Source organism: Planctomycetaceae bacterium, assembly GCA_039680605.1.
Taxonomy (GTDB): domain Bacteria; phylum Planctomycetota; class Phycisphaerae; order SM23-33; family SM23-33; genus JAJFUU01.
In genome coordinates this window covers 40,191-67,121 of record JBDKTA010000071.1, presented here as the reverse complement: position 1 = coordinate 67,121, position 26,931 = coordinate 40,191, and the positions used below count along the sequence as shown (strand labels likewise).

Here is a 26,931-nt window from a genome sequence, read left to right as displayed (position 1 = left end):
CGGCGAGCTTGGCTTGCCAGTCCTTGCCGGATCCCGCCGGCTTCGACGCCTCAGTGGTCTTGCCTTCTTCCTTCTCGGCGAACTTCCCCTCGTCGTCGCGGGGATGGTCCTCTTCGCGGAATAGGTTTTTCTGGCCGGGGGCGGGCTTCTTAGCGTACTTCTCTGTGACCTGCTCGGCCATCCGCTTGCCACTGTCTCCCTTTTCCAGCCACGCCTTGAATTGGTCGAGCGTCAAGGCAGTAATCGCCTCGAACCCCTGCCAGCCCTTATCGTAGGCGTCCAGATAGGCTTGTTTCGCCTTGTCGGCCGACTTCCAGCCCAGCATGACCTTGTGCTCGTCGAAGTTCCGCCAGCCCGGGCGCTTGGTCTGGTCCACCACGAACACCACTTCACTGTCCGGGTGCGGGCCGATGAACACGTCGATATGATCGCCATCCGCCTCGCTCTCCGTTCGCTTGATGTAGCCGTAGTGCCACGGCATGACCGTCTGCCATTCCGTCCCATCGGCCGCTTTGCCGCTGCGGATGCTGCCTTTCGGGTTCTCGATGGCGATTTCCAAGCCGTGCAAACGGACCTTGCCCTTGCGATAGTTGCCAGCCTTCTTAGCCTCGTCGGACGGTGATTGATCGGTTGCGGCGGCAGCTTCGGCGATCGCGTCCGCCATGCTGTAGTTGGCCATCTTCTGCCGCTCGCTGTTCTCGCTCGGCACCGGCTTGTCGCCCGGGCTGATCCCGCCGAGCCCCAGCTCGTCGGTCAACTGCCCCGCCTGTACGGTCTTCCACATCTCATCCGCCGTTCCCTGCCGGTCGGCTTCCTGCTGGGCGGGATCCACAGGCGAACCGCCAGCACCGGCACCACCAGCACCATCGGCGCCACCAGCACCACCCATGCCCTCCGCTCCCGGCATCCCCGGCATCTGCCCACCAGCCATGTGTTGGGCCCACAGTCGTTGCTGCTGCTGGATGGTCGGGTCCTGAAGGGTCTCGTCCTGGGCCTCGGGCTTGCTGGCCCCGATCATCGCGTACACGTCCTCGGCCTTGAGCTTCAGCCCCCAATGAAAGGCGCGGTCCCATCCCGAGAGCTTGCCCTCCACGTCGGCCGCCTCGGTGTCGATGCGGAAATATAGCGGCACGTCGGCATGCCTGGGGAAGTTCCACCGCTTCAGTGGCTCGACCAGCTCGCGGGTGACCGTCTCCTCCTGGTTCGTGGCGTCGTACTTGACGATTTGGAGGTAGGTGTCGAGGTGGATGGTCGCCAGGTTGCTCCCCAGGCCCGTGCTGCCGGCCTCCGTCGTCAGGGTCTGCCCTAGGATGTAGCGCTTGAGCTGCGCCCCGAAGTATTCCTGGACGATGCTCTTCACGGCCTCGGCGCCGCCCATGCCGGTTTCGAGCTTTTCCACGCCGTACTGCTGGCCCATGTCCTCCACGGGCCTTGGCATGAGAATGATGTTTCGCCCATTGCCGATACGCTCCTGGGCCGCCGTGCGAGTCTTGGCCTCGGCCTCAGGGTTTCCGTAAGGGTAATACCAGATTTCCAGGCCGAAGGCGGATCGCTCCAGGAACTCCATCAACCACGCGAGGGTCTCCTGCTTCTGGTACCAGGTCCAGTAAATCTTCGAGCGGATGCCCACGCCGTGGACGCGACCGGCAGACTGCGGATCCTCATACTCGCCGTCTTCGATGCGGTGCTTGTGGATGCAGAGCATGCGGCGTTCCCAGGGCTCCAGGAAGTAGGCCAACCCGTAGTCGGTGGGCTCGATCTTCCGCTTGCTCTGGCCTTCCCAGCGGCCCGTAATCGTGCTCCCGGTGGCGTAGCCCGCGCCCACGCGGATGCCGACCTGGTTGGGGTCGTACTGCCGCGTGCCATCGTCGTAACGGTACACGATCTTGTCGCCGTTGATCGGCTTCCACTCGGCCGGCACGATTCGCATCTGCCCGCGAACCTTCTGCCAGCGGTAGCGGTGCTGAACGCCGTACTTGCCGTACCAGATTGCGTACTGCAAGACCTCCCGGTACTGCATGAAATTCGGGATGCCTTTGAGGATCGCGGTCATGTCCTCGGCAAGCTGTTTCTGCTCGGGATTGCGGGGATCCTCTGGCTCCAAGTGCCAGTTCAACAGCGCGGCGGAGCGCTGCCGCTGCTCCAGGCACTCGCAAATCGAGGCGTCGTTGAGCATGAAGCGGGCATTGTCATAAGAGTGCTTCACGGCCTCGTCGCTGGGGCGGTACACACGCGAAACCGACGAAATGATGCCCTGGAAGCTGACGACGTGCGGAATCGTGAAGTCGCCAAAATTGGGCGGCATGCCGGGGATCGTGGAAGCGGGATCCTTGTCGCTCCCGCCCGGCTTCAGGTCCGCCAGGATCGAGGCGGGACGCTGCGTGGGGTTGCTGCCGGAGTTGTAGCCCGTGGCCGTGGAAATGCTCATAGCCGTGTTCGCTTCTACCGCCCGAAATGGAGGTCTTTAGTGCCCCGCGCGTCGTCGGGCACACCCGACCTTTGCACGGCGGAATCAGCCCACCCCGCCGTGGACGCGCGGGGCATTGTTTTCAGTAATTCGTATACTCGACCAACAGCACTTCTCCCGTCGTTTCGTCCTCCATCACCTCCAGGCGGCGAAACAGCGGTTGTTTCCATGCGTGGGCGGCATACCGCTCGTCGAGGCCGCGCATCGTGGCCCTGATGTTGTGTTTGATGCTTCGGTGATGCCAGGAGTCTTTCACGCCAACGGGATACGCCCTCCGTTTGAGCGCAAGCGGTCCCTGTTCGACGGTAGTGCCAGCTCGACGCTCGTAGCCGAGATCGTTGGCAAATGCCGTCAGGTGTTCGTTGTGAATGAATTTTGATCGCGTCCCGTAGCGCCGGAGGTTTTTCCAAACCCGCAAGCGTTTGTAGCACCCTCGCCACCATTGCCGAAATCGTTTCATTGGTCCGCCCGTGTTGGTTAGTAACGTTACCCTCGCCCTGGTCCCCGTGGTCCCTGTGGTCCACGCGCGCCTCGGGTGCCCGTCAACTGGGGTGGCCCCAGCGTGCCGAACGGCACCGCCACTTCATCCGGTAATGCCGACTTCCGCCACTTCCCTGTATGCGTCTTCACCTGCCGGCGGATAAACCACTCCTCGACGCCACCGCCCGGCACGGGCATGACCGTGGCCTTGCGCGGCACGTAATTGCCCGTGATGCCGACGAGTTCGTAGTCCTTGCGGTGCCCGCTCACTGTGCCCCGGACGCGAAGATGGTCCCACACCCAATCCCCGGCCCCTCCGCCGCGCGTGGCGTAGAGGGAGAGGAATTCCTCGGGGGTGACGTTGGCATAGCGGTACAGCGACCCGGGCCCGCCCCGCTCCATGCGCGTCCCGCCCAGAAACCGCACAAAGAGCGAGGCGTCCCGCTGGTCGTATCCAAAGCTATGCACGTTGGAGGATTGCGCCTCGACCATCTCGCCGGTCACGATGGGATGATCGGCGGGGAATCGCCGGCCGCGGCCCTCGCTCATCGGCACTTCGTATTGCTTGCCCCGCCGTTGCGTCTCGGGCATGCGGACAGGCCGCTTTTCGCCTGGCCCGATGACCGTGTAGCCCAGTCCTTCGAGCCGCTGGCGAGCCGCCTCGATGCCGCGCATCGCGTCTTCTGTGGTGCCCCACTCGCCGGCCTTGGGCGGAATGACCTCGCCGCCGAAGGAACGAATGAGCGCCATGGCGGACTGGAGCTCCCGCTCGATGCCCGCCTTGGCGCTGCCTCCCGAAATCAGGGCCTTGATGAGTTTTCCGGAGGGGCCCAGGGAGGATAAGAATTCGTGAATCACGCCGGACAGGGGATCGCCCTTGGCGTAACGGTGCAACTCACCCACAAGACTGCCGAAATCCGTCCCCATCAACTCGCGCATCATCCGTTGCGGGCTAGGGTTGCCGTAGCGCTGCACGATGCCACGAATCCGCTCGGGGGCGCGGCCGGGCGCGGCGGCTGCCCACTCCACATCCTGAAGCAGGCGGCCGAAGGTGGTCCGGCTGAACTGCTGCCGGGCCAGCGTGCGGAGCTTCTTCGACGCTTGATTGAAGAGGGGTGAGGGCATTATTCGAACTTGGGGTCGGGGTTGTTGCGGATGGCGTCCGCGAGGTCTTGGCCGGCGTGACATCGCGCGGCGATCTTGGCACGCTGGATGTAGTCGCTGGCTTTACGCAGCATGTCTGCCAGCTTGACGCTCTCTGTTTCCAGTTGGGCGATTCGTTCAGCCTGTTCGGACACAAGACCACCGAGATCATCACGTGCTGCCTTGTTCACGATAATCCTCGAAATCAATTCGGGCGCAGCCTCCCCGCACGGGACCGGTTCGAACGTCGGATGACTCAGCGCAAACGCGAACGAACGCCGCGCCCAGTCATAATGAACGCTCTTTACCTTGCAATCCAAAGGAACGTCACCAAACTGAATCGTCGTCAACGGAAGGCGGGCCTGAAGGGCAGGCAGCACGTCTCGCTCATCGACATACAAAATCCGCTCTCGCCGTTCACCTTCCATCTTTCCGCCCTTTCTATCTCTTGAACCATCCGGCTTCCCCGGCAACCTGGGGAGAAAATCGCTGCCGCCCGTTGCCCGGCCGGTCTAGGGGCACCTCGCGGCGATGCTCGTCAACCGGCTTCTGGCTGCCTGACGTGGGGGCCGCCCCGCGCCGTGATTCCACGGTGGCGACCATGTAGCGGGCCGCGTCCGCCGTGTCGTCGTCCTTCTTCAGTGGCACGGGACGAGGGGCCGCCGTGACCCATAGGCTGCCCGGCCGCTTCTTCACCCAGCGATACTTCCTCAGCTCCTCGATCAGGTGCTTGCACCGCTTGTGGACATAGAGCTTCGGCTTGCCGCTGATGGGACTGACCTTCATCTTCGTCCGCACCACGTCGATGCCTTTGTAAACGTCGTTCATGGCACTGCCGGTGGGCACGCCGTAGTGATTGAAGGCGTTGATCTCGCCAGGCCGGCTGGGGTCGGCAAAGCTCTCCCCGTAGGTCCGCCCGTGGATCACCTCGGGCCATGTCCCGGCGAGTTGGGCAACCCGCTTTTCAATCATCGTCTTGAGGAATTCGCGGGATCCCGGCTTCTTCCACCACTCCGGCAGATCCCACCCCCAGGCGATGCTGCGGGCCACGATTTCCGCCGCGTGGTCCTGGGTGATGCGGTCCTGGCTCGTGTTCCAGTATTCATCGTAAATAAACCAGTCGCCCACGGCATCATAGCAGCCCCAGACGCAGGTGAATGGATGCTCGACGCTCGCCCCCCAGTCGATGCCGCGGTGGTGGTAAGTGCCAAGGCGCCAGGCCCGCTCGTCGTTCTCGATGACGTGGATGGCCGGATTGAAGCTCTGGTAAATTACGCCTTCGAAGGTGGCCAGGGCCCCGGTCTTGCGCGTAGCCAGCATCTCGTCGGGCACCGATCCGAAGAAGGCGTCATACCAGTCGTCGGCCAAGTTCTCGCGGTTCAATTCCGTGTTGAGGCGGTAGACATTGAACCCGTCGGGCATATTCTCCTGGATGTTTTCCATAAAGATACACAACTCTGGGTCAATGGGAGTGAACTCACAGAACTGACCGCCGGGAAACATGTAGTCGCGACAGCCGCGGAGTACTTCAAGAAACAAGTCTCCAGGGAACTGCTCAGAAAACCAGAAGCCGCCGATGCTGCGGGCCTGCATGTTTTCTCGCCCCTGCTCGTAGCTCTTGAACTCGATCACCCAGTTATTCCCGTTCTTGTGCGGCTTCAAGGGAACATACAAAGGCCAGCGTCGCTTGACGTCGTAGTAGGTTACGTTCGGCCAATCCACGGCGGCCTTGGGCAAGAACTGCTGGCCGCCCAGCTTCTCCCCCCAGCACACCGCACACACCTGATAGTAGGTCTTGGCGATGATCCAAAACGGCGTATCCTTTCGCGGTGGTGGCGTCGAAAGCAGGAACCGTGCGCATTTTTTCGCGGCGGCGGCCGTCTTGCCGGACCCATTGCCGCCCAGGGCGAAGGACACCTTATCCGTCGCCTCGACAAACCCTGCCTGCTGGTCGAACTCCTCGGGGCGGTCAGGTCTCGGCGTCCACGTCGTCCACGCACTTTGGGCGACCTCGATTTCTTGCGGCGTCAACACCTGCATTCAATCGCTCCCTGATCTCCGCTGTCCACTCCTCTGGAGTTTTGCCCTGCAAGCTATCCCATGCATCATCGTCCTTTTTGAGGTCGATTCGCTGCGGGGCGTCTAAGCCAAGTAGCTTGGCACGCCGCTCGGCGGCCTTGAGCACCTTGTCGAGCAATGCTGGATTGCCGGACTGGCCCTCAACTCGCTTCGTCACGAAAGTGCCGTCTTTGGTTTCCGCCTCGATGCGACTTCTGGCATCCTTGGTGCTGCGATACCATTGCTCCCATGCCTCGCGTTCAACCTCATCGCAAACCGCAAGCTCACGTTGCCGCAATTCCTCGGCATTGGGTGGGGGTGGAACCTTGGCCATGGCTCGCATCAATACCGATCGCACACCGCAAGGGCCGGCGTATCCCATTTCTTTGGCGATGGCGTCCAGGGTCCAGCCGTCCAGGCGAAGCGCGATAATGCGAGTTATTTTCTCGCGCATCGGCATATAGACGTTTTTTCCGCTCTTGGGTTTTCGCCCCACATCACACCTCCCCGAATGCCGCCGGATCCTCTTCCCATCGCTTCAAGATCGCCTTGACCTTGGCCGGCGTACTGCCCACGGCCTCGGCGATGGCCTTGGGATCCATGGCCTGCTTGTGATAATGGACGATTTCCTGCTCCAGGGTCATTGGAGCCGGCTGCTCGTCGGCTTCGGCAATGATCGCCTCGATCTCCGCCTTGTCCTCGGGCTGCACTCGGTCGTACTGCCCGCTGGTGTGATTGGGATCCGCGTAATCCTCCACGGGGCGAGCGATACCCTGCTCGTCGCAATGGGCCAGCACCTCGTCCACGCTGATCTTGTGCATGCGGGCGATTTGCTTTGCCGAGACCCCCTGGCGTACCAGCATGGCGATACTCTCGGGCGCCGGGGTGGTCATGCGCTCGAGCTTCTGCGTCAGGCTCCGCTTGGCTCGGGCCACGGCGGCGCGCTGGGCGGTCTCCGCCTCCTGCCGGCGTTTCTCGTGGGGTGGGCACCAGTTGGGGTCTTTGGTGGAGTGCTTGCCGGGCTGGGCGAGCTCTTCCTCGATCTTCCACGTCTCCCAGTGCCCGAATTCGTCCCGCCAGCCGTAGATGCGGCAGATCTGCTGGTCTCCGACCGGGGGCTGAAGGGCCTTCAAACTGGCCACGCTTTCCAGCCGCTTGACGGGTTGCGGACGAGTCCGGTCGCGGGCGTCCTCAACCGACGAGAGGGCGCCCCAGAACTTTGGGCCAGGGGCTGGGGTTTTGTCGCGGGGGAGATCCGCGCGCTGATTGCGTTCCCACCACTCCCGCCAGCAGCCAAGAAGCAGGTTGACGTGAGTCGCCATCTGCCGGCACTCGCCGGGAAGATCGCCGTCGCTGAACACGGCGGCCATGTCGTCCATCGCCTCTTCCCACGCCTCGGTGATGTAGGGAACATCGCTGGCCGCCCATTCGTCGCGCACGCGGAGCACGCGGTCCACAACCAGCAGGAGGTGGGTTTTCCGTTCGTCGTCCATTCAGGTCCGCCCTTTCTCTTTGGGTGTCGTTACGCCGGGCAAGCGATAATTTCCAGCTTGCCACTGCCAATTACAGAATCGTCCGTTAGGTTTCGCAGAACCCAGCTTAGGCGCCGGGCTGTCTGGGTATGAGTGTCCGCGCCGGCCACAGTTACGATGTTGCTGTCGTCTCCACTGACAACCAGGTTGTCGCCGGACTCGCCTGTGGTGGCCAGGGTGAATACCGCCACGCCCGGCACGGCCGCGTCGAAGAATACCATCGAGAGGGTTTTGCTTGTTAGGGTAATGGCTGTTCCTGCGGCGTCCGTTATTGTAAGTGTATACGAGAGTTTGGCATATTGATAGGCGTACAGCGTGGCATGGGACTTCGCCTCGCCAGGAGATACTGAGATTTGAGCTGGGGTAATTGTCACGGATGGTGACGTGGCAGGAGAATTCGCCAATGCCGCCGCTGGAAACGCCCCAACAGTTGCAGCCGCGTCAACCGGAACTCCGCTTGCACCGATGAGATTAAGCACTTCCGCCGCAATCGCCGCCTCGTCAACATCGACGTCGGCTTGCACAGCGGTATAGCCGCTGCTATCAACGGTCGGCTTGTAGTCGGGCTTCACTGCTGCTAGGGTAGCCGTCTCCGTCTTGATCGCAGTCCCGCCCGTCTCAACCTCGATTTCCTCGGTGTACGGCTCGCCGCGCCCGGCAGAGTCAACCCAGTACGCTCTGTATTTCCGCCCAGCCACGAAAGCCTCTGCACGCACCTCGACTGCCCAAACGCCTTGCGTGCTGCCCGTGGCCAGCGTAGCCGTGGCGTAGGCTTCTTCAGGCGAGTTGTACGAGTCGTCAGACTTGTACCAGACGTTCTCGAATACTGGCGTCGATGCCTTTGTAATCAGCAAGTACAGGCTCACCGTGCCGTCGATGATTGGCTCGCCAGAGCGGTTCTTTAGCTGGCATGACAGGATGTGTGCAGCGCCGGGTTCATACCTCATAATCAAAACTCCATTGACGCAAAGAACACAACCGCGCGCCGCTTGCTTTGCGGCGGGTTGGCGTTAGTCATTACAGCAATCTGTTCGACAACCGCCGCGCGGGCCGCATCCAGTTCCGTCCGCTCGCCCTTGACTGCCGTGCTGTCCTGCCACGCCATGTAGGAGGCATAGGCATCGCTGTAATCATCGACACCAGCAAAGGCATCCAGAACGGTCTGCGCGGTGGCCAATCCCGTAACTGCTGGCTTCGCGGCAATCAATGTCTCCAACTGCTTGCATAGCTCGTAGTCTTGCTGCGCCGCACGAATCCCCGCCAACTGCTTGCTGGGAAATGCAGTGGTCGCTTCCATGAATAGTGGGGTGTTCAAATAGTTCGGTGTCTGTACCGTGTACTCGTTGCTGCCCACCCAAGTCTGTCCGCTGAAGTCACCGGCCTTCATGAGCCAGAAGTTCATTCCGCCAACAGCCCCAAGGGTGTAATTGCGGATTCCCATCATGCGCTCGACATAATAGGGGTCGATTCCGTGCCGTGGCCCAACTGCATCATAGAAGCCAACTTCGCCGTACTGCTGGAACCATTGCGCGAGCGCGAGCGGAGTCATGCTGTACTGGCCCGCCTTGTAGATGAAGTCGTTGTAGACCAGCATGAACAGGTCCACGGCGGCGAGATAATCAGCATCTAGCGTTTCGAGTCCGGCAAGCGGAGGTGATGGGTTCCCCATCAGCTTCAAGTTTGGTGCCCCTGCCTTGATCGCTTGCATGTAGGCTACGGCAACCGTGTACGCTGTCTCGGTGCCAGGCTCATCATAGATGTGCAGGTATGTCTTATCAGCAATTCCCAGGGAGTCCAACTCTTCGTGCAACTGCCTCGCCCACTCGCCAACACGCGGCGGCATGTTCTCGTCGGCCAACCCATACAGGTCAGGTTCCGTGTAGGAAATCCCAAGCCGTCCAGACAAGTTGTACTCACCGACACAATGCTGCCAAATTAAATATCGACTGGCGTTTGGATTCGCGGCAACCCACGCTCGCAAATTCGTCCAGTCCATTGTCAGCGTCCACGGCGTACCCCCTTGTGAGCTGACGCCAGTGCCGATTACAATGCCCCAGCCTCCCGTTTCCGGGCTGTTGTAGCCGAAGCCCTCGCACAACGCCTCCACATCTGCGGTGGTGCGCGTCTGAGTGTCGAGCCGATCCCACGTCCCGAATGAAAACTGCTTGGCGGTCGGCATCTCCACATTGTAAACGTGAAACGATATGGGAATCTGCACGGTCGTTGTGCCGTCCGTGACGGAAGCCTGCTTGGTGGCGTGGTACTCCGTCGTGGCATCCCAGTCAATCCAAAACTCTCCAATGAAGCCGGGCGCAACGTCCATCGACCAGCCGTACTCGCTGGCCGTGATTTCCTCCATGCGAGTTTGCACGGGCTCGCTACGGCTCCACGCTTCCTGCATTTCCGGGGTGTCCGTCCACAGCACCTTGTAAACGGTCGCCCACAAGGGAGTCGGGCTGCCGGTCATTCCAGCAACAGAAAGTGTTACGGTGATTGTAGCGGCCGTTGGATTCGCCACGCGGATCAATGTCGGCTGTACGTCCCGGCGCAATGCATAGACCGTGCTGGTTCCGGGTATTGCCGTAGGAGTCGCGTAGGCGTTTGGATAACTCCAAGGGTTTGCGGCCCATGCTCGCATGACCGTGTGCCCAAGCTCGCGCCACAGAGCGGCTTGTACGCCGAACATATCCCCGTGAGCCGTTTCGTATGGCAACGTGGTCGTAAAGCCCGTCGAGGAGACACCGGCTGCGCTAGTTGCCCCATGTGCGGAAGTGAGCGCGTTTCCAAGCGTAGTCTTTGTACCAGCCGCAATGTCGGCGGCAGTGATGGCGGCTTGAATAGCCGTCTTGTCGTTGTCGTAACGGCGCTGTACTAAGGTAGTGAAACTCATTATGCGTCCTTTACAACTCCCCACGGGAACGTTCGCGTGTCGCCGTCGATTACCGCCGACAGCGTAGCCCCGTACATCACGCCCGCCGCGCTCTTCTCGGTCGATGGGTCGGCAGAATAGTACAAGTACCCGTAAGCCAGCCCGTCCGCGTTGAGTGTTGCAGCGCTAATCAGCGGAGAGGCTGGCGTCGTCACCGGCATGACGGTGATAGTTGCGTCCGTGATGCTGGCGAGGATTGCGGCACCGTTCTTAAACCAGTTGACGAGGTAAATTTCCGTGTTGCCGTTGCGTCCGCGTGTCACCTTCGCGGTGTACACATCCGCCTGCCCGGCAACGATCTTTGCCACGGCTGCCGAACTCAGCGCGGCGGCGGAGATGGCATCGGTTGCGAAGGCACCGGAAGTGATCGCCGAACTCCCAAACGTGCTGTAGGTAATCGCGCCCGTGGCCAGCGTCATCGCGCTTCCCACGGCTGCCGGGCTGGCCGGGAGGTTCGTCGTTTTCGCGTGAATGCCCGCAATATCAGCCGACACACTATCCCCAGCAGGCGCACCCAGCCGCGCGAAGGCATCGCCGGTCATGGCGGGGGCGGTCGCGCCTTTCCAGTCAACTACGTTGGCAGGCAGGTTGCCGGTCACGTCGGCAGTGGCGAGACTCGCGGGCTGTTTATCTGTGGAGCTTGCCAGCGTGACTTTCGCCGCCCCGTCATTCGTGTGCGCGACCAGCGGGACGTTCGACCCCGCCATGCCGGACGAGAGTAATACCTGCGCACCCGCCCACTCTTCCGCGTCCGCTTTAAGCAGGTCAGTATCTGTAACCGCGAGATCTCCCTCCACGTCGCCAAACTGAAACTCCCGCTCTTGGTCAACCGGGCTGGCCCCGCTGTTCGTCACCTGGGCAATGTAGATCGCGCCCTTAACGAACTTGCTCACGTCTGCCAGCTTGTACGTCCAAATCCCCGTCTCGCGTGGGTTACCGCCGTCGTCAAGATGCGTCCGCTTGGTCATCTCCGCTTCGTCGTCGCTTGGCGTGCCGGACGTGAAGTCAAGCGTCGATGCGTAGAAGTCAAATACATGCAAGCTGCCGTCGTCCTGCACCTCGAACAGGCGAAGCTCCGTTGTGCCCGTCGCGAGGATCGCACCAGAGGAGTTCTTGAGGCTCGCGCGGAAGATCAGGCCGTTGGCGGTCTGCCGCACGTCGATGCCTTTTACGCCGGTTGCGCCCATTAGAGTGATCCTCCAGAAAGGATTCCGCGATTGCGGGGAAGGCCGCCGCCGCCGCTGTCCTGATGCTGCCCTGCGCCAATATCCGGGTATCTAACGGTCCCGGCGTATGAGGGTGCCGTCTGCAAGAACGCACCTCGCCCAGTGCCTTTTGCAGCAGCCAGGGAAATACGAAAATCACCGTTCGCTGGGTCTGTCCACGGCGTAACGTCGTCCGAGTATGTCACGGAATCAAGCACCTCAGTTGACTTGAGGTTGTTCGTAGCACCACTGCCATTGACCTGTGTGCCAGCCCCGAAACCGCAATTGCGAATCATGCCGGTACACTGGCCGGTACTGGAGTTGTTTATCCCGTACCCTGTGTTTTTGACGAGGTTGCAGTTTTCGATAATGACACGAGCATGCACACCGGCGGCAGTTACGATCCTCACTCCATCCACCGCGTTATTGTAGATGTCGCAGCCGACAATCTGGGCACCTCCTCCAGTGGCACCGATGGCGACATGTACACCATTACCTGAGTTTGACTCCGAAACGCAGTCGATCAGCCATGCCGCGCTGCCGTAGTTGCCAATCGTGAAACCGGCTGTCAGTGTCCCTCCAGAGTTATCGTGGGAAATGCACCTACGAGCAACGCCCTGCTGGACGAAGAAAGCAGCGGTATTCCCCATTCCACAACCATACACCTCGCACTCGAAAGCCTCAGCCGAAGCACTGGCGACAATGATCCCGTTCCCTCGAATCGCCGTGGCGACACATCGCATTATCCAGTTACCGTTCCCGGCTATATTCAGTCCGTATCCCTGCGGATACAAATTTCCGGCCCCGTTGTTTTGTGCTTTGAAGTATCGCAGTCCGTTTGCCGTTCCGCGAAGCTGGAACATATTCAGCGACGTGGCCGGGCTGCCGCCGTCAAGGATCGCATAGCCGCCATCACCAGCGGCAGTCGTATAGCCCTCGAAAACCACCGGACCTGCGAGGTTGTGGTCAATGCCTGCTGTGATATTGAACGTGCCGTTGAAGTTCACTCTTGGACTGCAATTTCCGGTGGTATCTACAGCAGCACCGGTGATGAACGCAAACGGAAACTGCACGGTTGCTGCCGGTCCAGCCCAAGCCCCGCCTACCTTGATCGTGTAGCCGTTAGCTTGGTCTGCTATTGGCGTTCCGAGTGTGTTTCGCTTGGCGATGCTCAGCGTGATCGTCTTTGCTGTGTTGTCGATGGCAGTAATCAGAGCGTTGACGTAACGATTCGCAGTAGGGGTTGTGTCTCCGTCCTGAAAAACGCTGGCGTACATGCCGACCATGCCAGCGGTAAGCGTAGGCGAGTCGGAACAAGTAAACGTGCTGACGGTGGTATCCGTCGCAATGGCGTCCCAGGCTCCGTTCGTGCTGGTCAGTACGGCCGCACCAATAGCGGTCGTGGAAGTGCCTTCGCTGCCCCCATTCATGTTTGAGCCGGCGGAATTGCAGAAGAATTCTTGGTACGCCATCGCCTACCCTCCCATTGCTTCCGCCAATGCCGCCGGCACGTCGGTCAAGGCCGCCTGCACCGGGGCAATTGTGGCCGTCAGCGCGTCCCGTTGCACGCCGAGTGTGGTCAGCGTGCCGTCGAGTTCGGCGATGGTTGCTGGCAGGGAAGCCGCCTGCGAAGTCGCCTCCGCAAGCTGGGCAGTGAGTACCAGCACTTCGCCGGCCGCCACGTCCCGCTGATCTTGCGTGGCGTCCTCCGGCAGGGCCGCAACCGCTGCCTCTGCCGCCGCGATCTGGCCGGGCAAGGCCGCAACGGCCGCTTGAGCCGTCGCGAGGGCTTGCTCAGCATCGACCTTCGCCCCAGCAGTCGCCACTATCTGCGCGTCAAGGGCTGCCAGTTGCGGCATGAGAACCTCATCCAGCAACAGGAGCCGTGGGGCCGCATTGTTGACGAGAAGCATCACCAGCCCGACCACGGGCCACTGCTCGCCGAGTGCATCCACGTCGGGGTAGGCGTGGTTGAGTGGCCGGCACTTCGCGCGGTCTGCATCGTTCAGGAGGGCAAGATCCTCGGGCGAGATGAAGGTCTGGGCTGCCGAGTTGTAGCCGCCGCGAACCGTCAAAGTCAACTCGCGAAACCACTCGTGTTCGTCGGCGGGGTTGCCCCGCTCGTTGGCCGGCTTTGGCTCCCGTCGCATCCTGAGAAACGTCGTGGCGACGTGGGGATGCGGGACGGCCGGCCGCTCGGGTACCGTGACTTCGCCAAGAGGATTGATGACGGGGTTGATTGGCATGATTGCTCCTATGCCTGTGCTTTGTCTTTGATTCGAGTCGCTATGCGATCCACAAGCCGGTCGCTTCGCTCGTCTGTGAGCAAGCATGGCTTGCCTTCAAGAGTGTCGCGCAAGTCACGGATTGCCGTTGAGTTGTCCACAAGCGCGGTTTGCGTCTTCTCGATCATGGTCGCCAGTGTGGCACGCTGGTAATCCTCCAGCGTGTTGATCCGTGCAGCCATGGAGTCCTCGCGCTTGTTGGCCTGCGCCATATACACCTTAACGAGCCAGGAAATAGCGGCGATGCAAGCGATCAAAACGAACGCCACCATCATTGGCTCCCAGCCGCCGCTGTCGCCGGCCTTACGGATAATCTCGGTTGCGTCGGGCATGATGATCCTTTACTTCTCGATGAATGTCAACGTGCTTGGATCGCCACCAAAGAACACCGGCCGAAACTTCTTCGCGTGCTCCACGGTCATCTTGCCAGCGCCAGGATGCTCGTAATAACAGCCGTGGAACTCAACCTCAGTGGCAACGCTGCCGCGATACAAGCACGCCTCGCGCGACTCGAAGGTCACGCCAAACGAGTACAAGCCTCGCAGTGGATTCGGCAGGCCGTTCAGCGATTCAATGAAGGTCGTGCCGGGGTATGGGCCGGTCATCTTCCCCCGCCGCAACACAATGTCGTTCGCCCAGCCGCCAGCCTTTGCTTCCATGACTAAGCCGCGTTCAGCGTAGATTTGCCCGAAACTGATTTCGTTGTACGAGCAGCTTTTGCTGTCGCCAACCAGCTTGATGCCGGTATGGAAGTAATGGATGAAGTCGATATCCAGCTTCGCGTAATTGACGTTGACGAGTTCCAGGCCAGTCAAGCCTTGAGGTCGCGGCTTGTCCGAGTTGTAGGGTGCTTCCAACCGCAAGCCGGTGATTCGCGCGAAGCTACACTTGGACAGGCGGATTGCCGGGCGAGGTTCAAGCGTAATCTTGATTGTGACCCCGTGTGCGAGCACAACCGGCGAGCCCTTGCCTGCCCACTCCAGCGTGCCGTCTGTGAGGTACGTTCCTGGCGGAATGGCCAGCACGCCGCTGTCCGGCAGGCGGTCCCACAGTGACTGTAGATAGCGAGTATCGGTATTCATCTCGCCCTCCTCAGCAACGGCTGCCATTGGATGCCCTGCGTGCCCTGCGCCCCAGGCGTAGGACACTGGCCCCCAGGACAGCCACCGGGCGCGGCGAGTCGCGGTACGGCTGCCGGCACGCTGTACTCGCGTGGCATTGACGCGCGAGGAGCGGCGGGCTGGCCCGTTGGTGTGTTGACCGCCGCGGCCGGTGGCACGCCTACGATCATTCGTTGCAGCCGAGCGCTCTGGTATTCGATCAGTGCGGCCAGCGGCTCGGCGTCGTAATCGGGTGTGCTGCGCGCGATATCCAGCAGGGTGCGAGCGTAAGCCTCAAACTCCCTGCACACCTCGATACCATGGCGTATGTTGGCCCGGTCGCGCCTGAGGATGTCGCACTCCAAACCGTTGATGTAGCACGACCACTCATTGAGCACGTAGGTTGGCTCGTTGTCCCATCCTGCGCGCGCCTGCTGCACCAAGTAGAGACCGTATCGCTTGCCGCGGAGTCGCTCGGGGATGGCCCTGGCCACGGCAGTGAGCGTGAAGCGTGGCACCGGAATCAGCGCCGCGCGTCCATGCATGAGATACACCGCCTCGTGGCCCGGGTACTGCTGGCGCAACCGTCCCTGCACGCCGTGGCTGTCCTCGTGCGCATCGTAGTTCCCGCCGCCATGAGCAGACGGATCGTCGCATAGATCGCGAGGGACGCGGAGGCGCGGCACGGTCACCCAGCGGATGGCGCTGCGGACTGGCGTGATGGCAGGCCGGACAAGGATCGGGGATGGATCGTAGAAGCGATAGTCGGCCGACCACCAGACGTAATCGGTGGATAGTGCTGTGCTGCCGATCAGCGCCCACAGAAGCAGCGCGAACAGCGCAAATACAACATGCAAAATGAAGTCCCATGGACCAGCGAAGTCGTTGTCGTGTTTCATCCCCCATCCTCCCTCAGTATTTCGGTTTCATGGGTCGCCCCACACTCCCTGCAAGTAACGTGCTTTGGCACAAGCGTAATGCGGTTTATCAGCACAGCTGACGAATAGCTGCCGTCGTCCTGCTGCTCAGCGTTCGGTGCAAGGAAGTCTTCCACTACCTGGTCGCGGTCGGCAATCGCCTGAAACGCTGCTTCGTCAAGGTTGCCTTCGATTACGCGAGTGAAGTTCTCGGTTCCGCACGAATCGCAATCCCACACGAAAGCTGGGTGAAGTTCTGCTGTCATCTTGCATTCACTCCGTAAGACGCTGGCCGGGGAGTTGAACCCCGCGCTTCTCTCGCTATGGCCACTTGCGAGAGGGCGAGCAAACCGGCTGCCAGTGTGTCTAGCGACAGACCTTCCCATCGCGCCCAACGAGCTTGACGCGACCAAGGCTCGTCGTAACCTTTCCGATCTGTTCGACCATGGCGGGATACGAAGACACGGCGTATTGCATGCCGCTCCCGTCGCCGTCGTCGGAACGTCGCGCCTGCTCGATTACGGCACTCAACATGGCCACAAGGGCCTCCGCGTCCTCAATGAAACGCTCCATGATATCTCCCTCGATTGTGTCTGGTAAATCAATAAAACAGGTAATCCAATGGTTTCGGCTCAAACCCCTCCATGTCGCTCACGGCATACGCCTCGCCCTTCGAGACGATCTTGTCGAACTCGTCCGCCTCGCAGAGGTAATCGCCGTCAGGCATGTCTTCCAGCACGCCCTTTGGCCCGGCCACCCAGTCGTCGCCCCAGGATTTGTTATCGAGAAGAATCCCCGGCCGTTGCCGGTCGTCGACTACGCCTGTGGCGATCCAGCAGTGGCCCGTGCTTCCTCGCGTGGTGAGGAATCCCTGCTTGTCGCGTTGTGCCGGCAGCGAGCGTCCCCACTGCGCGCGAGAAGTCCCGAAGATCACCACGTAACCGCTTGCAATCGCGTCGCGTGCCTGGGTGTAGCCCGAGATGGGAGTCCACGCCTTGACGATTCGCCGCTTGGCCAAAGCCTCGAGCGCGGCGGGAACGCCCTCCTTGCGGTCGTTGCCCCATTTCTGGGCGAGATCATCATCATCCGTCGCAGGCACACCAGGATCACAGCGGAGCACGCTGCCAAATTTCCGCATCGCTTCGACGACCCAGGCCACCACGGCGCCGTCCGATGGCGGTCGCTGCTTGTGTTCCAGTAGGCCGACTTCGATCCGTGCGAAGGCAAAGGCCGCCTCCGAACTGGCGAAGGCTGTCCACGCGCCCTGCATGGCCTGGAGCAGGTCCACGGTACGAGCGCCACCACGGCCAACACACGTTCCCGAGGTCTGATTTGGATAGGTTGGCTGGCGGCCGAGCGTATTCGAGAACGCCCGATACAAGCACACGGTCTTGCCCTCGCCGATCCCTGGCGTTGGCGCACCCCAGGTAGTGAGCTTGTCCGCCGTGGCCTCGATCACCGCGCCGATCGACACAGGGTCGTAGGTCCAGCCGCCGTAGTCGAGAAGACGGTCCATGAGTTTGAAATGCATGGTTTAGCTTCCTTTCACCTGCACGTCCATAATCGCCGCTTCCGGTGTATCGCATATCGCGGACGACGATGCCGAGCGATTATCGTGGTGGTAGACGTGATACCGCCACCGCACAGGTCCGCAAATGCGCGGTGAGTCAAACTCGCGAAACGAGATCAACGTGACTGTTGAATTTTCCTCCGCATCGGCGCGAAGTTTGCCAAGTACCGCCTTCAGCCTCGCTATCTCTACCCCCGCGGCTTTCAGTGCGTCAAGCGCCTCAAGCATCATTTCTACATCGGCAATGGCGTCACTTCTGCGCTGCTGAACGAGTTGCACATCGGCTCGCTCTGCCGCTTTATCGAGCACCCTCTTGCACGCATCGCGAATCTTTTCCTGCCGTTCCGTGGTCACTACTTCACCTCCTTGAGTCCGCGCGACAAGTCCGTAAACGGCTGCTGATGATCCTTCGCCGTCTTGAGCTTTCCCGCTTTGGCCTCCGCGGCAAACCACACGCGACAAGCCTCCCACCACGGTCCCCAGGCCTGGCCCTCGGCCGGCGTGAGGGTGAGGTGCGTGCTCGCGTAGACTGCCGCCACGCAATCCGCCGGCGTGGCGAGATCCCCGGCAGCGATGCGAGTAGCCGCGCCCTGAAACGCGGCGGCGATCTTCGCGGCGGCCTGGCGTTCCGTCTTCACGGCGGCCGACCAGTCGAGCGAAAGTTTCGCGAGGCCGGTCAGAGTCTCTGGGGTAGGTGTTGGCGGGGTAGGTGTTGGCGGGGTGGGGGTAGGTTGCGGCGGGGTTGGGCCCGGAGTCCCGCCCTCGGGCGAGACAAGAAAGGCGCCGGTGTCCTCGCCGTTGGCAAACACCAGCATCCAGCCGCTTGGCGTGGCGACTACGCGGGCCTTGACGTGCTTGCCATCCGCGAGGACCAGCCAGACTTTCGAGCCGACTTGCAAGCCTGGCTCCGCGCCGCTCACCAGCGGCACCAGGGCCATTATGGCGGTCCAAATGGCGAGGATCAGCAGCAGAAGCCAGAAGCGAAGTTTCGCGGCGCTGCGCGTGCTTTCGCGGTGGCGTGGTTCGTAGGGTCGCGTTTCCATTGCCGTGCCTTTCGCTACAAATGATCGGCCCAAAATATCACCGCCAGCAGAAACACCAGATCGCCCAGCAGCACAGCCATCATCACGGTGATGAAAAGCGTGAGAGTTTCCATCACTTACACCTTTCCGCGGCTGAACTCCACCACGGCCCCATTCGGTTTTCCATCCGAACCAAAGGAAATCGCTACGCTTGCTGATCCTGCCCCTTGGCCCGCCTGTCCCTTGGCAGCCTCGATCAATGCGTCATACACTTCCTTCAGATCAAACAAAACGTGGATCGTGGTCTTCATTTCATGCTCCCTGCTTTGCTTGCTTCCAGTGGCCGAGGCGGGACTCGAACCCGCGAACTCCTGGTTATGAGCCAGGCGAGGTGCCAACTCCTCCACTCGGCGTCTCGGCACACGCTGGCCCCAGCGCGCGGATGCAACTCCACGCGCTGGGGCATCCCTGCAGGGTTCGCTACTTTGCCGGTTCCACGTCCGGCGTCAAAAACAGCGGCAAGACGAGCGGCAGGATCTTCTCCGCCAGCTCCAGAAACTTCAGCAGCGCCTCCATCAACTTGCCGTCGCCAAGCTTCCCAAACACCTCAGGATCGTGCTCAGCCAGCGCCCCGCAAACCATCGGCACCGAGGACCGGTCGAAGCGGTACACGCCATCGTCGCCCCTGGTCATGCTCAGCGTGACGCCGTTGGGCAGCGAAATGAACGCCTCGCCAGTCGTGACGATCTGCTTGGCGAGCGACGCCACAAACTCGGAAATGGAAGGGCCGAGGCCGTTCCACCAGGCGAGGAAACTCGCCGCATCGGTGAACACCGGCAGCGGAATGGCTGCCTTCAGTAGCGCGAGCAGTTTCAAAAACATCTTGGCTCTCCTTGGTCGGCGCGGTCGGTTTGGCCTGCGCCTTTGGTCTTGAAATGGCATTTTGTGCCTCGTCGCCATCATGCATACCACAGGTTCTGGAAAATGTTAAGCGCACTCATTTTCAGATTTTTAGCCTACAGCTCGGGGTTATCGCCAGTAGGCAAGTTTGTACTGGCCGTTTGCCCGACGACAGCACTGGTAGCACCATGGCTGCCGAGACCAATAAGATTGCCTGGCTGCGCCCCACCCGCGCCGTGGAAATACCATGCGCACACGGTCTGACGATCCACAGAGCGAGCATGGCTTGTTAACGAGCAAATGCGCCTTGATGTTCCGTGGTTTTGGAGTTTCGTTAGTGTTAATCAATTTTTTTCTCACCTAAAGTCCCCCTCGCGCATCACCAGCCTCTCCCGCCTATTCCGCTCCGCACACAAACAGATCAGGCACGGCCGCAGCGTGACGCGATTCCCGCAGCCAGGACAGCGGTACGCAGGCACTTCCACGGCCGGCCGGGCGAGGATGGCAGAGACCAGGTTGCGGTTTCGGTTGACGATTCGCGCGATCTCGGTGGCGCAGAGGCCACGGGCGGCCAGGTCGAGGATGCGGATCCGCTCGGTCATGGTGGTGCGGTTCATGGTCGCTCCCTTTTTTCCCAGCACACGCAACCGAAATCGTTGCGAGTGTAGATCACTCCGACCAATACAATGCTCAGCCGCTCCCGCTCCTCTCCACGGTCTCCTGTGAGTTTCACGCAACCATAAAAGTGAGGTTTACTTGGATGCGCCAGGACGCCCGACCACCAATGGCAGGTTTCGCAGAAATTCATCTTTTCACCCTCGCCTTCACGTGATGGGAGCACACCGCGGCATCGTACCAGGTGAAGCTCAGTTCCGGGTTGGCGGCGAACCGTCCCATGGTCCGCATGAGTTTGTCCTCTTCGGACGGCGTGAAGAGGAAGATATACCTCTCGGTGCCTTTGACGAAGACGAGCTTGCGCGCGTTGCCTAGTTTGTACAGCGTGATGGATGGGGTCACGTGGGGAACTCCTTGTGCTCGCGGCCGTCGAGCAGGCAGCCGGCGGCGTGCTTGCCAACACGTGTAACGAAACTGAAATTGCCATCATGGGATATGAGTGATCGAGGCCATGCTTCGCCTTTCCGCTGAAAATCTTCGTCGGAAATAAGCCTTCGCCCATCCCGGTAGATGCCTTGCGCTGGATTCAACTTGGACCCGTAATTACCCGGTGCCCACGATCCCCATTGTTTGAAAAAGTAAGGCACGCCAGCCGCCGCGCACTGATCGCGCAGCGAACGGAACCAGTCGGGGTGCGATGGCCTGGCGTTGGGGCCGCTCTCGCCGCCGGCGATGACCCATTCAACACGGCATTGCATGATGCATGGCCCGTTCGTTCCAGGGCACTCCGCGTAATCGTACTCATTGCATCGACGGTCGCATGGGGTTGCGAGACGAAGATTCACCGGCCCCAGCAATGGCTCGCACGACAAGAACCGCACCTTCGCCGGGCACCGCAACAGCATCGGTATTCGCTCGTCGGCGGTCGCCTGGTTCTCGACCGTGACACCCAGCCAGACGTTATCTGGAGGTGGACCATATCGCCACCCGCCTCGCCCGTTAAAAAACTCCTCCATACGCCCTGGCCGCTTCGTTAGAATTTGGAACGTGTGCTTCGGACAATCTCGGATCACGTCGAAAACGTGCGTGGCCCAACCAAACGGGACGTCTTTGTGGAAGAGGTCACCCATGCTCACGACGAACACGCGGCGCGGCCTCCGCCAGCGCCGCGGCTCGTCGAGTAGCTCGGGATGAAGCGTCACGCGAAATGGATCGTCGGCCGGGTAGCCGCAGCACCCGGCCAGCCGCTTTGCCATCCGCGCGGCATAGCAGTTGTCGCACGCCGCGCTGATTGGCGTGCAGCCGGTGACGGGATTCCATGTTGCGTCCGTCCACTCGATCTTGCTGTTGGCTCCCATATTTACTCCAATCTGTGGATTTATCGTCTTACCTTATCGCCTCCGCTTATCGCCTTCCTTCCCTGCTCGCCTTATCACCTTCCTTCCATACTCGCCTTATCGCCTCCGCTCCTCATCTCGCCTTATCGCCTTCTCACGCCTCGCAAACCACTCCAGATTATCGCGTGCATCTATCGCCTCGCGTCGCGTGACGCCTGGCCGGCGGTAGATGATCGAGCCGTTTGCATCGAAGACGATGCGGATGTGGGATGGAATATCGAGTGGCATGCGTGATGCATCAGAACCGTCACCAGCAGCAGGAGCCGCACCAGCAGCAGCCGGAGCAGCCGCGGCCGCCGTTCCTCCTCCGCCACCACCGGCAGGCGGAGCAAGGCCGGCCGTTGCAGGCGCCGCAGGTCCAGCCGAAGCAGCCGCCGGCAGGCTAGCCGCCTGGCGTTTCTGACGTTCGAGCAATTCGCGGATCCCGGCCATGATGATACCCCCTCTAGGTTCATACCCCCCTGGCAATGTTAAAATGGGTAAGTGTCATAGGTGTCATAGGTGTCACCCTCCTGCTACTCCCTCACATAGCGCTATTTATTACTATCATATATATATGTCTAATTCTTTTTTGCTTACGTGGGGGTATGGTTTACTATGACACCTATGACACCTATGACACCTTTACCTATCTTAACATTTCGTGTCATAGGTGTCACGGTGACACGCACGGTTTTTGAAAATGCAAAAATTGGTGTCATAGGTGTCACGGTAGATGCTTCACTTTTTCAAAATAGTTCTTTGTCGGCCGTTGTCTCTCCCGCGATTTCGTCCTGGCTGTAAGCGATTCCTTCGTAAGCGTTGAACCGATCCGACTTACCCCCCCTTCTGACTTTCTTCGTTCCGCGAAACACCCTCATGACCTCTTTCCCGAGGTTGCCGGAGGCCATCGGCTTGTGGCCGTTGGCTTCGCACCAGCGGCGATACAGGCGGTAGATATGGTCGGTGCGGACAACAGAACCATCGGATCGCTCCAGGTTCTCGCACAGGAACACCCGGGCCGGATTCATCTCCTCGCGATACTCCTCCAGCGTATCGTTCATCACTTGCGAGTAAGTAAATCCGTTCTGTGCTCTGAGGCGATGCAGGCCGGCAACCGCCCAGTTGAAGATACCGCTTAGCTCGCCTGACCGCTCCCACCAGTCGGTTTGATCCATCCCTTTGATGCGTCGCTTTGGCTCGATCTGCACGCGCCAAGGCACGATAAGCATGCGACGGAATACCCCATCGCTGTGGTCGTTGAAGCGAGGCCGGTTGTTGCATGCGACCATCAGGCGGGCGGTTGGAGCGAGGTCTAATGGGGCCATCCCCTTGCGATCGAAGGTCATGGGGTTGCCGGCAGTGAACGATTTCAGGTGGCCCTCGGCGGCCCGCTCGATCTCCCCGGCATCCGATGCGATGTTGCAGAGCTTGCCGATGGTTTGGGTGAGCTGGAACCGCTCGCCGAATATCTCCAGGGGGACGTGGGAGACGTTATCCTTGCCGAGCATGGACTCGATTCCGGCGCAGAAAACGCTCTTCCCATTGGCCCCCTCGCCCTCCAGGATCATGAATTTTTGCTCCCCGGTGTACGGGAGAAGCAGGTAGCCGGCCCACTCCTGGAGCAGCTTGATTCGCTCGGGGTCCAGCTCCAAGTTGTACTCCAGGAATGCCAGCCACTTCGGGCACTCCGCTGCAATGTCGAATGGGTACGGGAGACTGACGGTTGAGAACCAAGACGGAGAGTTCGGCCGCAGGAAATCCTCCGGCTCGGCGCCGGCCAACAGGGCCTCCACGTTGAGCAGGCCGTTCGCGAGCGAGATCAGCGGCAGCCGCTGCTTCGTCGGCAGCCAGGTATTGTGCTCGATTTCGCCGGACAGGACCGTCATCCCCGACGTGGCCTGGAGCACGCTCCCGACAATATGCGTGGATACCTTTTGGACCTCCGGCGGCCCCTTGTCTTTCGTTGGGTCCAGCAGGCCCAGGGCCTTTCGCTCTTCGTAGCTCTTGACATCCACGATGTTGAGTCGGTCGAATTCCGCCTTGATCGACGTGGCGATCTTCGCGCGCAGTTCTTTCTCGGGGATCTTGCGGTAACGATTCCTTTTCCACGCATACCACTCGTCCCGCCAAAAGACGATCGTCCGACCGTCGTGCCGGGTCGCGTAGCGCTCGAGGTTCACCCGGGCCAGTCGGTGCGGGTCGTCTGGGGCCTCGTTGGGCTTGATGCCGGTGGCGTCGATCGGCTTGATGTCGGCGGCCGGCGTCTTCTCGACGATTTTCAGAAACTCCTCGAGGGTGCCCCCGGCCGCGATCCACTCCACCACGTCGCCCTTCGGCGGGAGCCCCGGCAAGCGGATGATCTTGATGACCTGGTCCTCGGGCCGCTGGGTGCGAAGGATGGCGCCCACGGCCTGGCCGAATCGCTCGCCGGCCGAATCGTTGTCTGTGACGATGGCCACGGTCTGGAAGCGAGCCGCCGGGCCCCAATCGGTCAGGCGGATGGCCTCCTCGCCGCCGGCGTTCGTGGTGCTGGGGAGGAGGATGGAGGCCGCGGCGGCGTCGGCGGCCTTCTCCCCGCCGTGGATCGTGAGGAGGGATGAATCAGTATCGGCGGCCGCCTGGATCTCTGGCAGGCGATACAGCGGCCGCGGTCCAGGCGGATAGCCGAGCGCCCACCCCAGCGTGCCGGAAGTGCCGAGCGGGGCCTGGTGGACGGGTCGGAATTCCTTGCGTTGCTTTTCGCCGGCAGGGGTGGGGAGGTCGAATCGCAAGACCGAGAAGGTGGGGTACTTCCAGGACCGCACGAACCGCACGCCTGGGCCTTCCTTGGCAACCAGGGCATTGTGGATCGTGTGGACGATGCCTTCCGCGGTGGCCCAGACGCGGGCCTTGTGCGGCTTGCTGGGGGCTTTTTTGGGAGTGCTGGGGGATGATGCGGTGGTGCCATGGGATGGAGCAGGATCCAGGTGCAGGTAGCTCGTCAACTGCGCCAGCACCGTGGGAAGCTCGCTGCCGGTCAGCCAGCGGATGGACGCGATCCCGTCGTGGTTCTTCTCCGCGAAGCATTGATTACAGTAGCAGCCGCCGTCCCGATCCCCGAGGAAGCGGAAGCGATCGGTCCCGCCGCACTTGGGGCAGGGGTGGTGTTTGCCGTCCAGGAAATCGGGGGCGATGCCCGCCAGTGCCGGGAGGATCTCGCGCCAGCGGCCGGAGGCGGCTGTCTTGATGGCGAGGATGTCGGGGGGCTTGTGGCTGGGGGATTTCTTGGCTGGCGTCTTGCTCATGGCGTGCATCCTGTCTGGCTACTGGTCAGTTCCACACTCCTACATCTCCGCTTTATCCATCCTGCACGCACGGCAATCGATGCCGTACATTTCCGCCTGATATTCTGCCGCGAGTTCAGCCGCTCGCTGAGAGCGGTAAACGATCATCCCCTGGTCGTCTGATTCAGGGTTGTCATCAATTGGAACCACTGGCTCATTTGATTTGCATAAAACGACAGTCCATAAATCTTTGATTTTCATGTTCACGCCTTTCTTTTCTGGGTTTGCTCTTTCCACCACGCCTTCAGCACCCCGAATACCCGCTCCTCCGCCTGCCTCCGCGTTCCCATCGGCCACCAGTGGACCACGGGATATCGAACCGACCAGGCCGCGATCGTCCCTTCCACGCTTCGCGGATCGAGCCGCGAGTGCCAGCAGGGGTCGGCCTCGTCGGGGTGCAGGATATCCGTGGCGGATGCCTCGATCACCACGGCCGCGAAGTCCATCTTCGCCAGCCGCTCGAATTCACGCTCGAACCGCTCCCGGCCGGCGCCCAGGGTGCCGTAGAGGTCTTGCAGGGATTTCCGCTCGATGGCGATCTTGTCCTGAAATCCTTCAAGCGAGTAATCGCCTGACTCCAGGCCCAGGCGGATCACCGGCACGATGATTTCCCGGCCGGCCTCCTGCATGTCGTCGAAGGTGTAGGGGAGCTGCTCGCGCGTGTCCACGATGATCGTGAACGGACAGATCGAGAGGGAGCGGAATAGCGACGGCGCGCGGGGTGATGCGTTAGGCTTCGCCGATTCACCCGGCTTCCCGGACTTCCCTCGCCTGCCGGAACGTGCCGGCAGACTAGCGGGAGGTTTCGCGGGAGGCCGCGCGCCGTCGCTGAGGTCAATCTCGATTTCCGCTGGCTTGGTTTTCACGATGTGCTTTCAATAAACGCCCTTATGAATTCCGCCGCCGTTTGGGGGCAGATGGCGTTGCCCGCTCCCCGCAGAATGCCCACGCGATTGGGAAGCCCATGAGCCAGAGGGAAAAGCGCGGGTTCAAGCGGTATCCTCCTCCACTTCCCGTCTCGACAGAGGATGGGGCGGGAGTCGGACCATATCGACCTTCCGCCTGATTGGTCAGGCACGCTTGCTGAGGACCGCCCGCGTTCTCGCTGTCCATTGCCTGTGGTGTCGCCCAGCCTTGGAGTCCCAGGCCCAGTCCTCCCATCAGCAACTCGTCCTTGCGGTTCCAGGATCGGCTCGTCGAACCGCCTTCCATCGCATTGGGCGTCGGCCAGTCTGCCAGTTCCGCCGCATACCCGGCAGTGGGTCGCAAAGTCATCTGAGAATCTCTGGAGATACCATCCCCTCCCATCACAGACGGAACAAGCATCGCCGTCGATTGCAGGTCGATCCCGCCGCTGTTCGGCCGGTGGCTCTTGTCCATCTCGCAACCGCGATTCGGGACATTGGGCGTCGGCCAGCCTGTCAGGTTCGCCGTCACCGCCCCAAGCGTCACAGACCTCTTGGCCCCGCTCGGTCGCGTCCCGCCGACTTCCTTGCTCACACGGCCGCCGTCCGCGTCCGATTTCTCCGGTGTCGGCCACCCAGTACAACCGCTGTCGGATGTGCGGCGCGCCGATGCTGTGTGCGCCAAGTACGACCGCCCCGCAGGCGTAACCTTCTCTTTCCAGGTCTGCGAATACTCCATCGAGCCATCCGTGGCCAATCGCGCTTGCAACCTGTTCTCCAATGACCGTTGGAGGGCGACACTCACCGATGAGGCGGGCGAACTCGGGCCAGAGGTGGCGGGAGTCCGCTTGCCCTTGCCGCTTCCCCGCCGCCGAGAAGGGTTGGCAGGGGCAGGAGCCGGTCCAGACTGGTCGATTCTCTGGCCATCGGGCAAGCTGGAGGGCGAGATCCCAGCCGGCAATCCCGGCGAAGAAATGGCATCTTGTGTATCCCATAACATCGTCTGCCGTAACATCCGCGATACTCCTAGTGTCGATGTCGCCCGGCATGATGAGGCCGTCCGCGATGAGTTCCTTCAGCCATGCGGCGGCGAAGGGCTCA

General features: G+C 61.2%; 29 protein-coding genes and 1 tRNA gene. All 30 read right to left on the bottom strand.

Annotation, left to right across the window (positions count from 1 at the left end):
- A partial coding sequence (locus ABFD92_21730; protein ID MEN6507165.1) for a DUF935 family protein occupies nucleotides 1–2,428 on the bottom strand: 2,428 nt, incomplete at its 3' end.
- A 121-nt stretch (nucleotides 2,429–2,549) separates the two neighbouring features.
- On the bottom strand, nucleotides 2,550–2,927 hold the full coding sequence (locus ABFD92_21725) for a hypothetical protein (GenBank protein ID MEN6507164.1): 378 nt from the start codon (nucleotides 2,925–2,927) through the stop codon (nucleotides 2,550–2,552).
- 26 nt (nucleotides 2,928–2,953) lie between these two features.
- A complete protein-coding gene (locus ABFD92_21720; GenBank protein MEN6507163.1) occupies nucleotides 2,954–4,072 on the bottom strand; it encodes a KTSC domain-containing protein in 1,119 nt (372 codons plus the stop codon).
- The gene (locus tag ABFD92_21715; protein MEN6507162.1) at nucleotides 4,072–4,518 is read right to left on the bottom strand and encodes a hypothetical protein; all 447 of its coding nucleotides are present in this window, start codon (nucleotides 4,516–4,518) and stop codon (nucleotides 4,072–4,074) included. The genes ABFD92_21720 and ABFD92_21715 overlap by 1 nt, the downstream gene beginning before the upstream one ends.
- Nucleotides 4,519–4,531: 13 nt before the next feature.
- Nucleotides 4,532–6,130, bottom strand: a complete 1,599-nt coding sequence (locus ABFD92_21710; protein ID MEN6507161.1) for a terminase family protein — start codon at nucleotides 6,128–6,130, stop codon at nucleotides 4,532–4,534.
- The gene (locus ABFD92_21705) at nucleotides 6,060–6,644 is read right to left on the bottom strand and encodes a hypothetical protein (GenBank protein ID MEN6507160.1); all 585 of its coding nucleotides are present in this window, start codon (nucleotides 6,642–6,644) and stop codon (nucleotides 6,060–6,062) included. Before ABFD92_21705 ends, ABFD92_21710 begins: the two co-directional genes overlap by 71 nt.
- Before the next feature lies 1 nt (nucleotide 6,645).
- Entirely contained in the window at nucleotides 6,646–7,641 is a 996-nt protein-coding gene (locus ABFD92_21700) for a hypothetical protein (GenBank protein MEN6507159.1), read from the bottom strand.
- Between the two features lie 29 nt (nucleotides 7,642–7,670).
- Nucleotides 7,671–8,627 carry a hypothetical protein gene (locus ABFD92_21695; GenBank protein MEN6507158.1) on the bottom strand — a complete coding sequence of 319 codons (957 nt, stop codon included), beginning with the start codon at nucleotides 8,625–8,627 and terminating at the stop codon, nucleotides 7,671–7,673.
- Nucleotides 8,628–8,629: 2 nt separating this feature from the next.
- Nucleotides 8,630–10,570, bottom strand: coding sequence for a hypothetical protein (locus ABFD92_21690; GenBank protein MEN6507157.1), 1,941 nt, complete (start codon nucleotides 10,568–10,570; stop codon nucleotides 8,630–8,632).
- Nucleotides 10,570–11,796: a hypothetical protein gene (locus ABFD92_21685; protein ID MEN6507156.1), complete on the bottom strand. Its 1,227-nt coding sequence runs from the start codon at nucleotides 11,794–11,796 to the stop codon at nucleotides 10,570–10,572. Before ABFD92_21685 ends, ABFD92_21690 begins: the two co-directional genes overlap by 1 nt.
- Nucleotides 11,796–13,286 (bottom strand): right-handed parallel beta-helix repeat-containing protein, encoded by a 1,491-nt coding sequence (locus ABFD92_21680; protein MEN6507155.1) that lies wholly within the window; start codon nucleotides 13,284–13,286, stop codon nucleotides 11,796–11,798. Before ABFD92_21680 ends, ABFD92_21685 begins: the two co-directional genes overlap by 1 nt.
- A gap of 3 nt (nucleotides 13,287–13,289) precedes the next feature.
- On the bottom strand, nucleotides 13,290–14,060 hold the full coding sequence (locus tag ABFD92_21675) for a hypothetical protein (GenBank protein MEN6507154.1): 771 nt from the start codon (nucleotides 14,058–14,060) through the stop codon (nucleotides 13,290–13,292).
- A gap of 8 nt (nucleotides 14,061–14,068) precedes the next feature.
- A complete protein-coding gene (locus tag ABFD92_21670) occupies nucleotides 14,069–14,431 on the bottom strand; it encodes a hypothetical protein (GenBank protein MEN6507153.1) in 363 nt (120 codons plus the stop codon).
- 9 nt (nucleotides 14,432–14,440) lie between these two features.
- On the bottom strand, nucleotides 14,441–15,181 hold the full coding sequence (locus ABFD92_21665; GenBank protein MEN6507152.1) for a hypothetical protein: 741 nt from the start codon (nucleotides 15,179–15,181) through the stop codon (nucleotides 14,441–14,443).
- Nucleotides 15,178–16,098, bottom strand: a complete 921-nt coding sequence (locus tag ABFD92_21660; GenBank protein MEN6507151.1) for a hypothetical protein — start codon at nucleotides 16,096–16,098, stop codon at nucleotides 15,178–15,180. The genes ABFD92_21665 and ABFD92_21660 overlap by 4 nt, the downstream gene beginning before the upstream one ends.
- Nucleotides 16,095–16,382 (bottom strand): hypothetical protein, encoded by a 288-nt coding sequence (locus tag ABFD92_21655; protein ID MEN6507150.1) that lies wholly within the window; start codon nucleotides 16,380–16,382, stop codon nucleotides 16,095–16,097. Before ABFD92_21655 ends, ABFD92_21660 begins: the two co-directional genes overlap by 4 nt.
- Nucleotides 16,383–16,482: 100 nt before the next feature.
- Entirely contained in the window at nucleotides 16,483–16,689 is a 207-nt protein-coding gene (locus ABFD92_21650; GenBank protein ID MEN6507149.1) for a hypothetical protein, read from the bottom strand.
- Nucleotides 16,690–16,717: 28 nt separating this feature from the next.
- Nucleotides 16,718–17,647 carry a hypothetical protein gene (locus ABFD92_21645; protein MEN6507148.1) on the bottom strand — a complete coding sequence of 310 codons (930 nt, stop codon included), beginning with the start codon at nucleotides 17,645–17,647 and terminating at the stop codon, nucleotides 16,718–16,720.
- Nucleotides 17,648–17,650: 3 nt separating this feature from the next.
- A complete protein-coding gene (locus tag ABFD92_21640) occupies nucleotides 17,651–18,040 on the bottom strand; it encodes a hypothetical protein (protein MEN6507147.1) in 390 nt (129 codons plus the stop codon).
- Entirely contained in the window at nucleotides 18,040–18,729 is a 690-nt protein-coding gene (locus tag ABFD92_21635) for a hypothetical protein (GenBank protein MEN6507146.1), read from the bottom strand. The genes ABFD92_21640 and ABFD92_21635 overlap by 1 nt, the downstream gene beginning before the upstream one ends.
- Before the next feature lie 116 nt (nucleotides 18,730–18,845).
- Nucleotides 18,846–19,019, bottom strand: coding sequence for a hypothetical protein (locus tag ABFD92_21630; GenBank protein MEN6507145.1), 174 nt, complete (start codon nucleotides 19,017–19,019; stop codon nucleotides 18,846–18,848).
- 29 nt (nucleotides 19,020–19,048) lie between these two features.
- Nucleotides 19,049–19,121, bottom strand: a tRNA-Ile gene (locus ABFD92_21625).
- Nucleotides 19,122–19,188: 67 nt separating this feature from the next.
- Nucleotides 19,189–19,590: a hypothetical protein gene (locus ABFD92_21620; protein ID MEN6507144.1), complete on the bottom strand. Its 402-nt coding sequence runs from the start codon at nucleotides 19,588–19,590 to the stop codon at nucleotides 19,189–19,191.
- 374 nt (nucleotides 19,591–19,964) lie between these two features.
- Nucleotides 19,965–20,225, bottom strand: a complete 261-nt coding sequence (locus tag ABFD92_21615) for a helix-turn-helix domain-containing protein (protein MEN6507143.1) — start codon at nucleotides 20,223–20,225, stop codon at nucleotides 19,965–19,967.
- A 187-nt stretch (nucleotides 20,226–20,412) separates the two neighbouring features.
- The gene (locus ABFD92_21610) at nucleotides 20,413–20,625 is read right to left on the bottom strand and encodes a hypothetical protein (protein MEN6507142.1); all 213 of its coding nucleotides are present in this window, start codon (nucleotides 20,623–20,625) and stop codon (nucleotides 20,413–20,415) included.
- Nucleotides 20,622–21,581: a phage Gp37/Gp68 family protein gene (locus ABFD92_21605; protein ID MEN6507141.1), complete on the bottom strand. Its 960-nt coding sequence runs from the start codon at nucleotides 21,579–21,581 to the stop codon at nucleotides 20,622–20,624. Before ABFD92_21605 ends, ABFD92_21610 begins: the two co-directional genes overlap by 4 nt.
- Nucleotides 21,582–22,348: 767 nt before the next feature.
- Complete coding sequence (locus ABFD92_21600; protein MEN6507140.1) at nucleotides 22,349–24,886, bottom strand: phage/plasmid primase, P4 family; 2,538 nt, start codon at nucleotides 24,884–24,886, stop codon at nucleotides 22,349–22,351.
- 39 nt (nucleotides 24,887–24,925) lie between these two features.
- The gene (locus ABFD92_21595) at nucleotides 24,926–25,126 is read right to left on the bottom strand and encodes a hypothetical protein (GenBank protein ID MEN6507139.1); all 201 of its coding nucleotides are present in this window, start codon (nucleotides 25,124–25,126) and stop codon (nucleotides 24,926–24,928) included.
- Nucleotides 25,127–25,128: 2 nt separating this feature from the next.
- Nucleotides 25,129–25,791, bottom strand: a complete 663-nt coding sequence (locus tag ABFD92_21590; protein ID MEN6507138.1) for an ERCC4 domain-containing protein — start codon at nucleotides 25,789–25,791, stop codon at nucleotides 25,129–25,131.
- On the bottom strand, nucleotides 25,788–26,825 hold the full coding sequence (locus tag ABFD92_21585) for a DNA cytosine methyltransferase (protein MEN6507137.1): 1,038 nt from the start codon (nucleotides 26,823–26,825) through the stop codon (nucleotides 25,788–25,790). The genes ABFD92_21590 and ABFD92_21585 overlap by 4 nt, the downstream gene beginning before the upstream one ends.
- Between the last annotated feature and the right edge of the window lie 106 nt (nucleotides 26,826–26,931).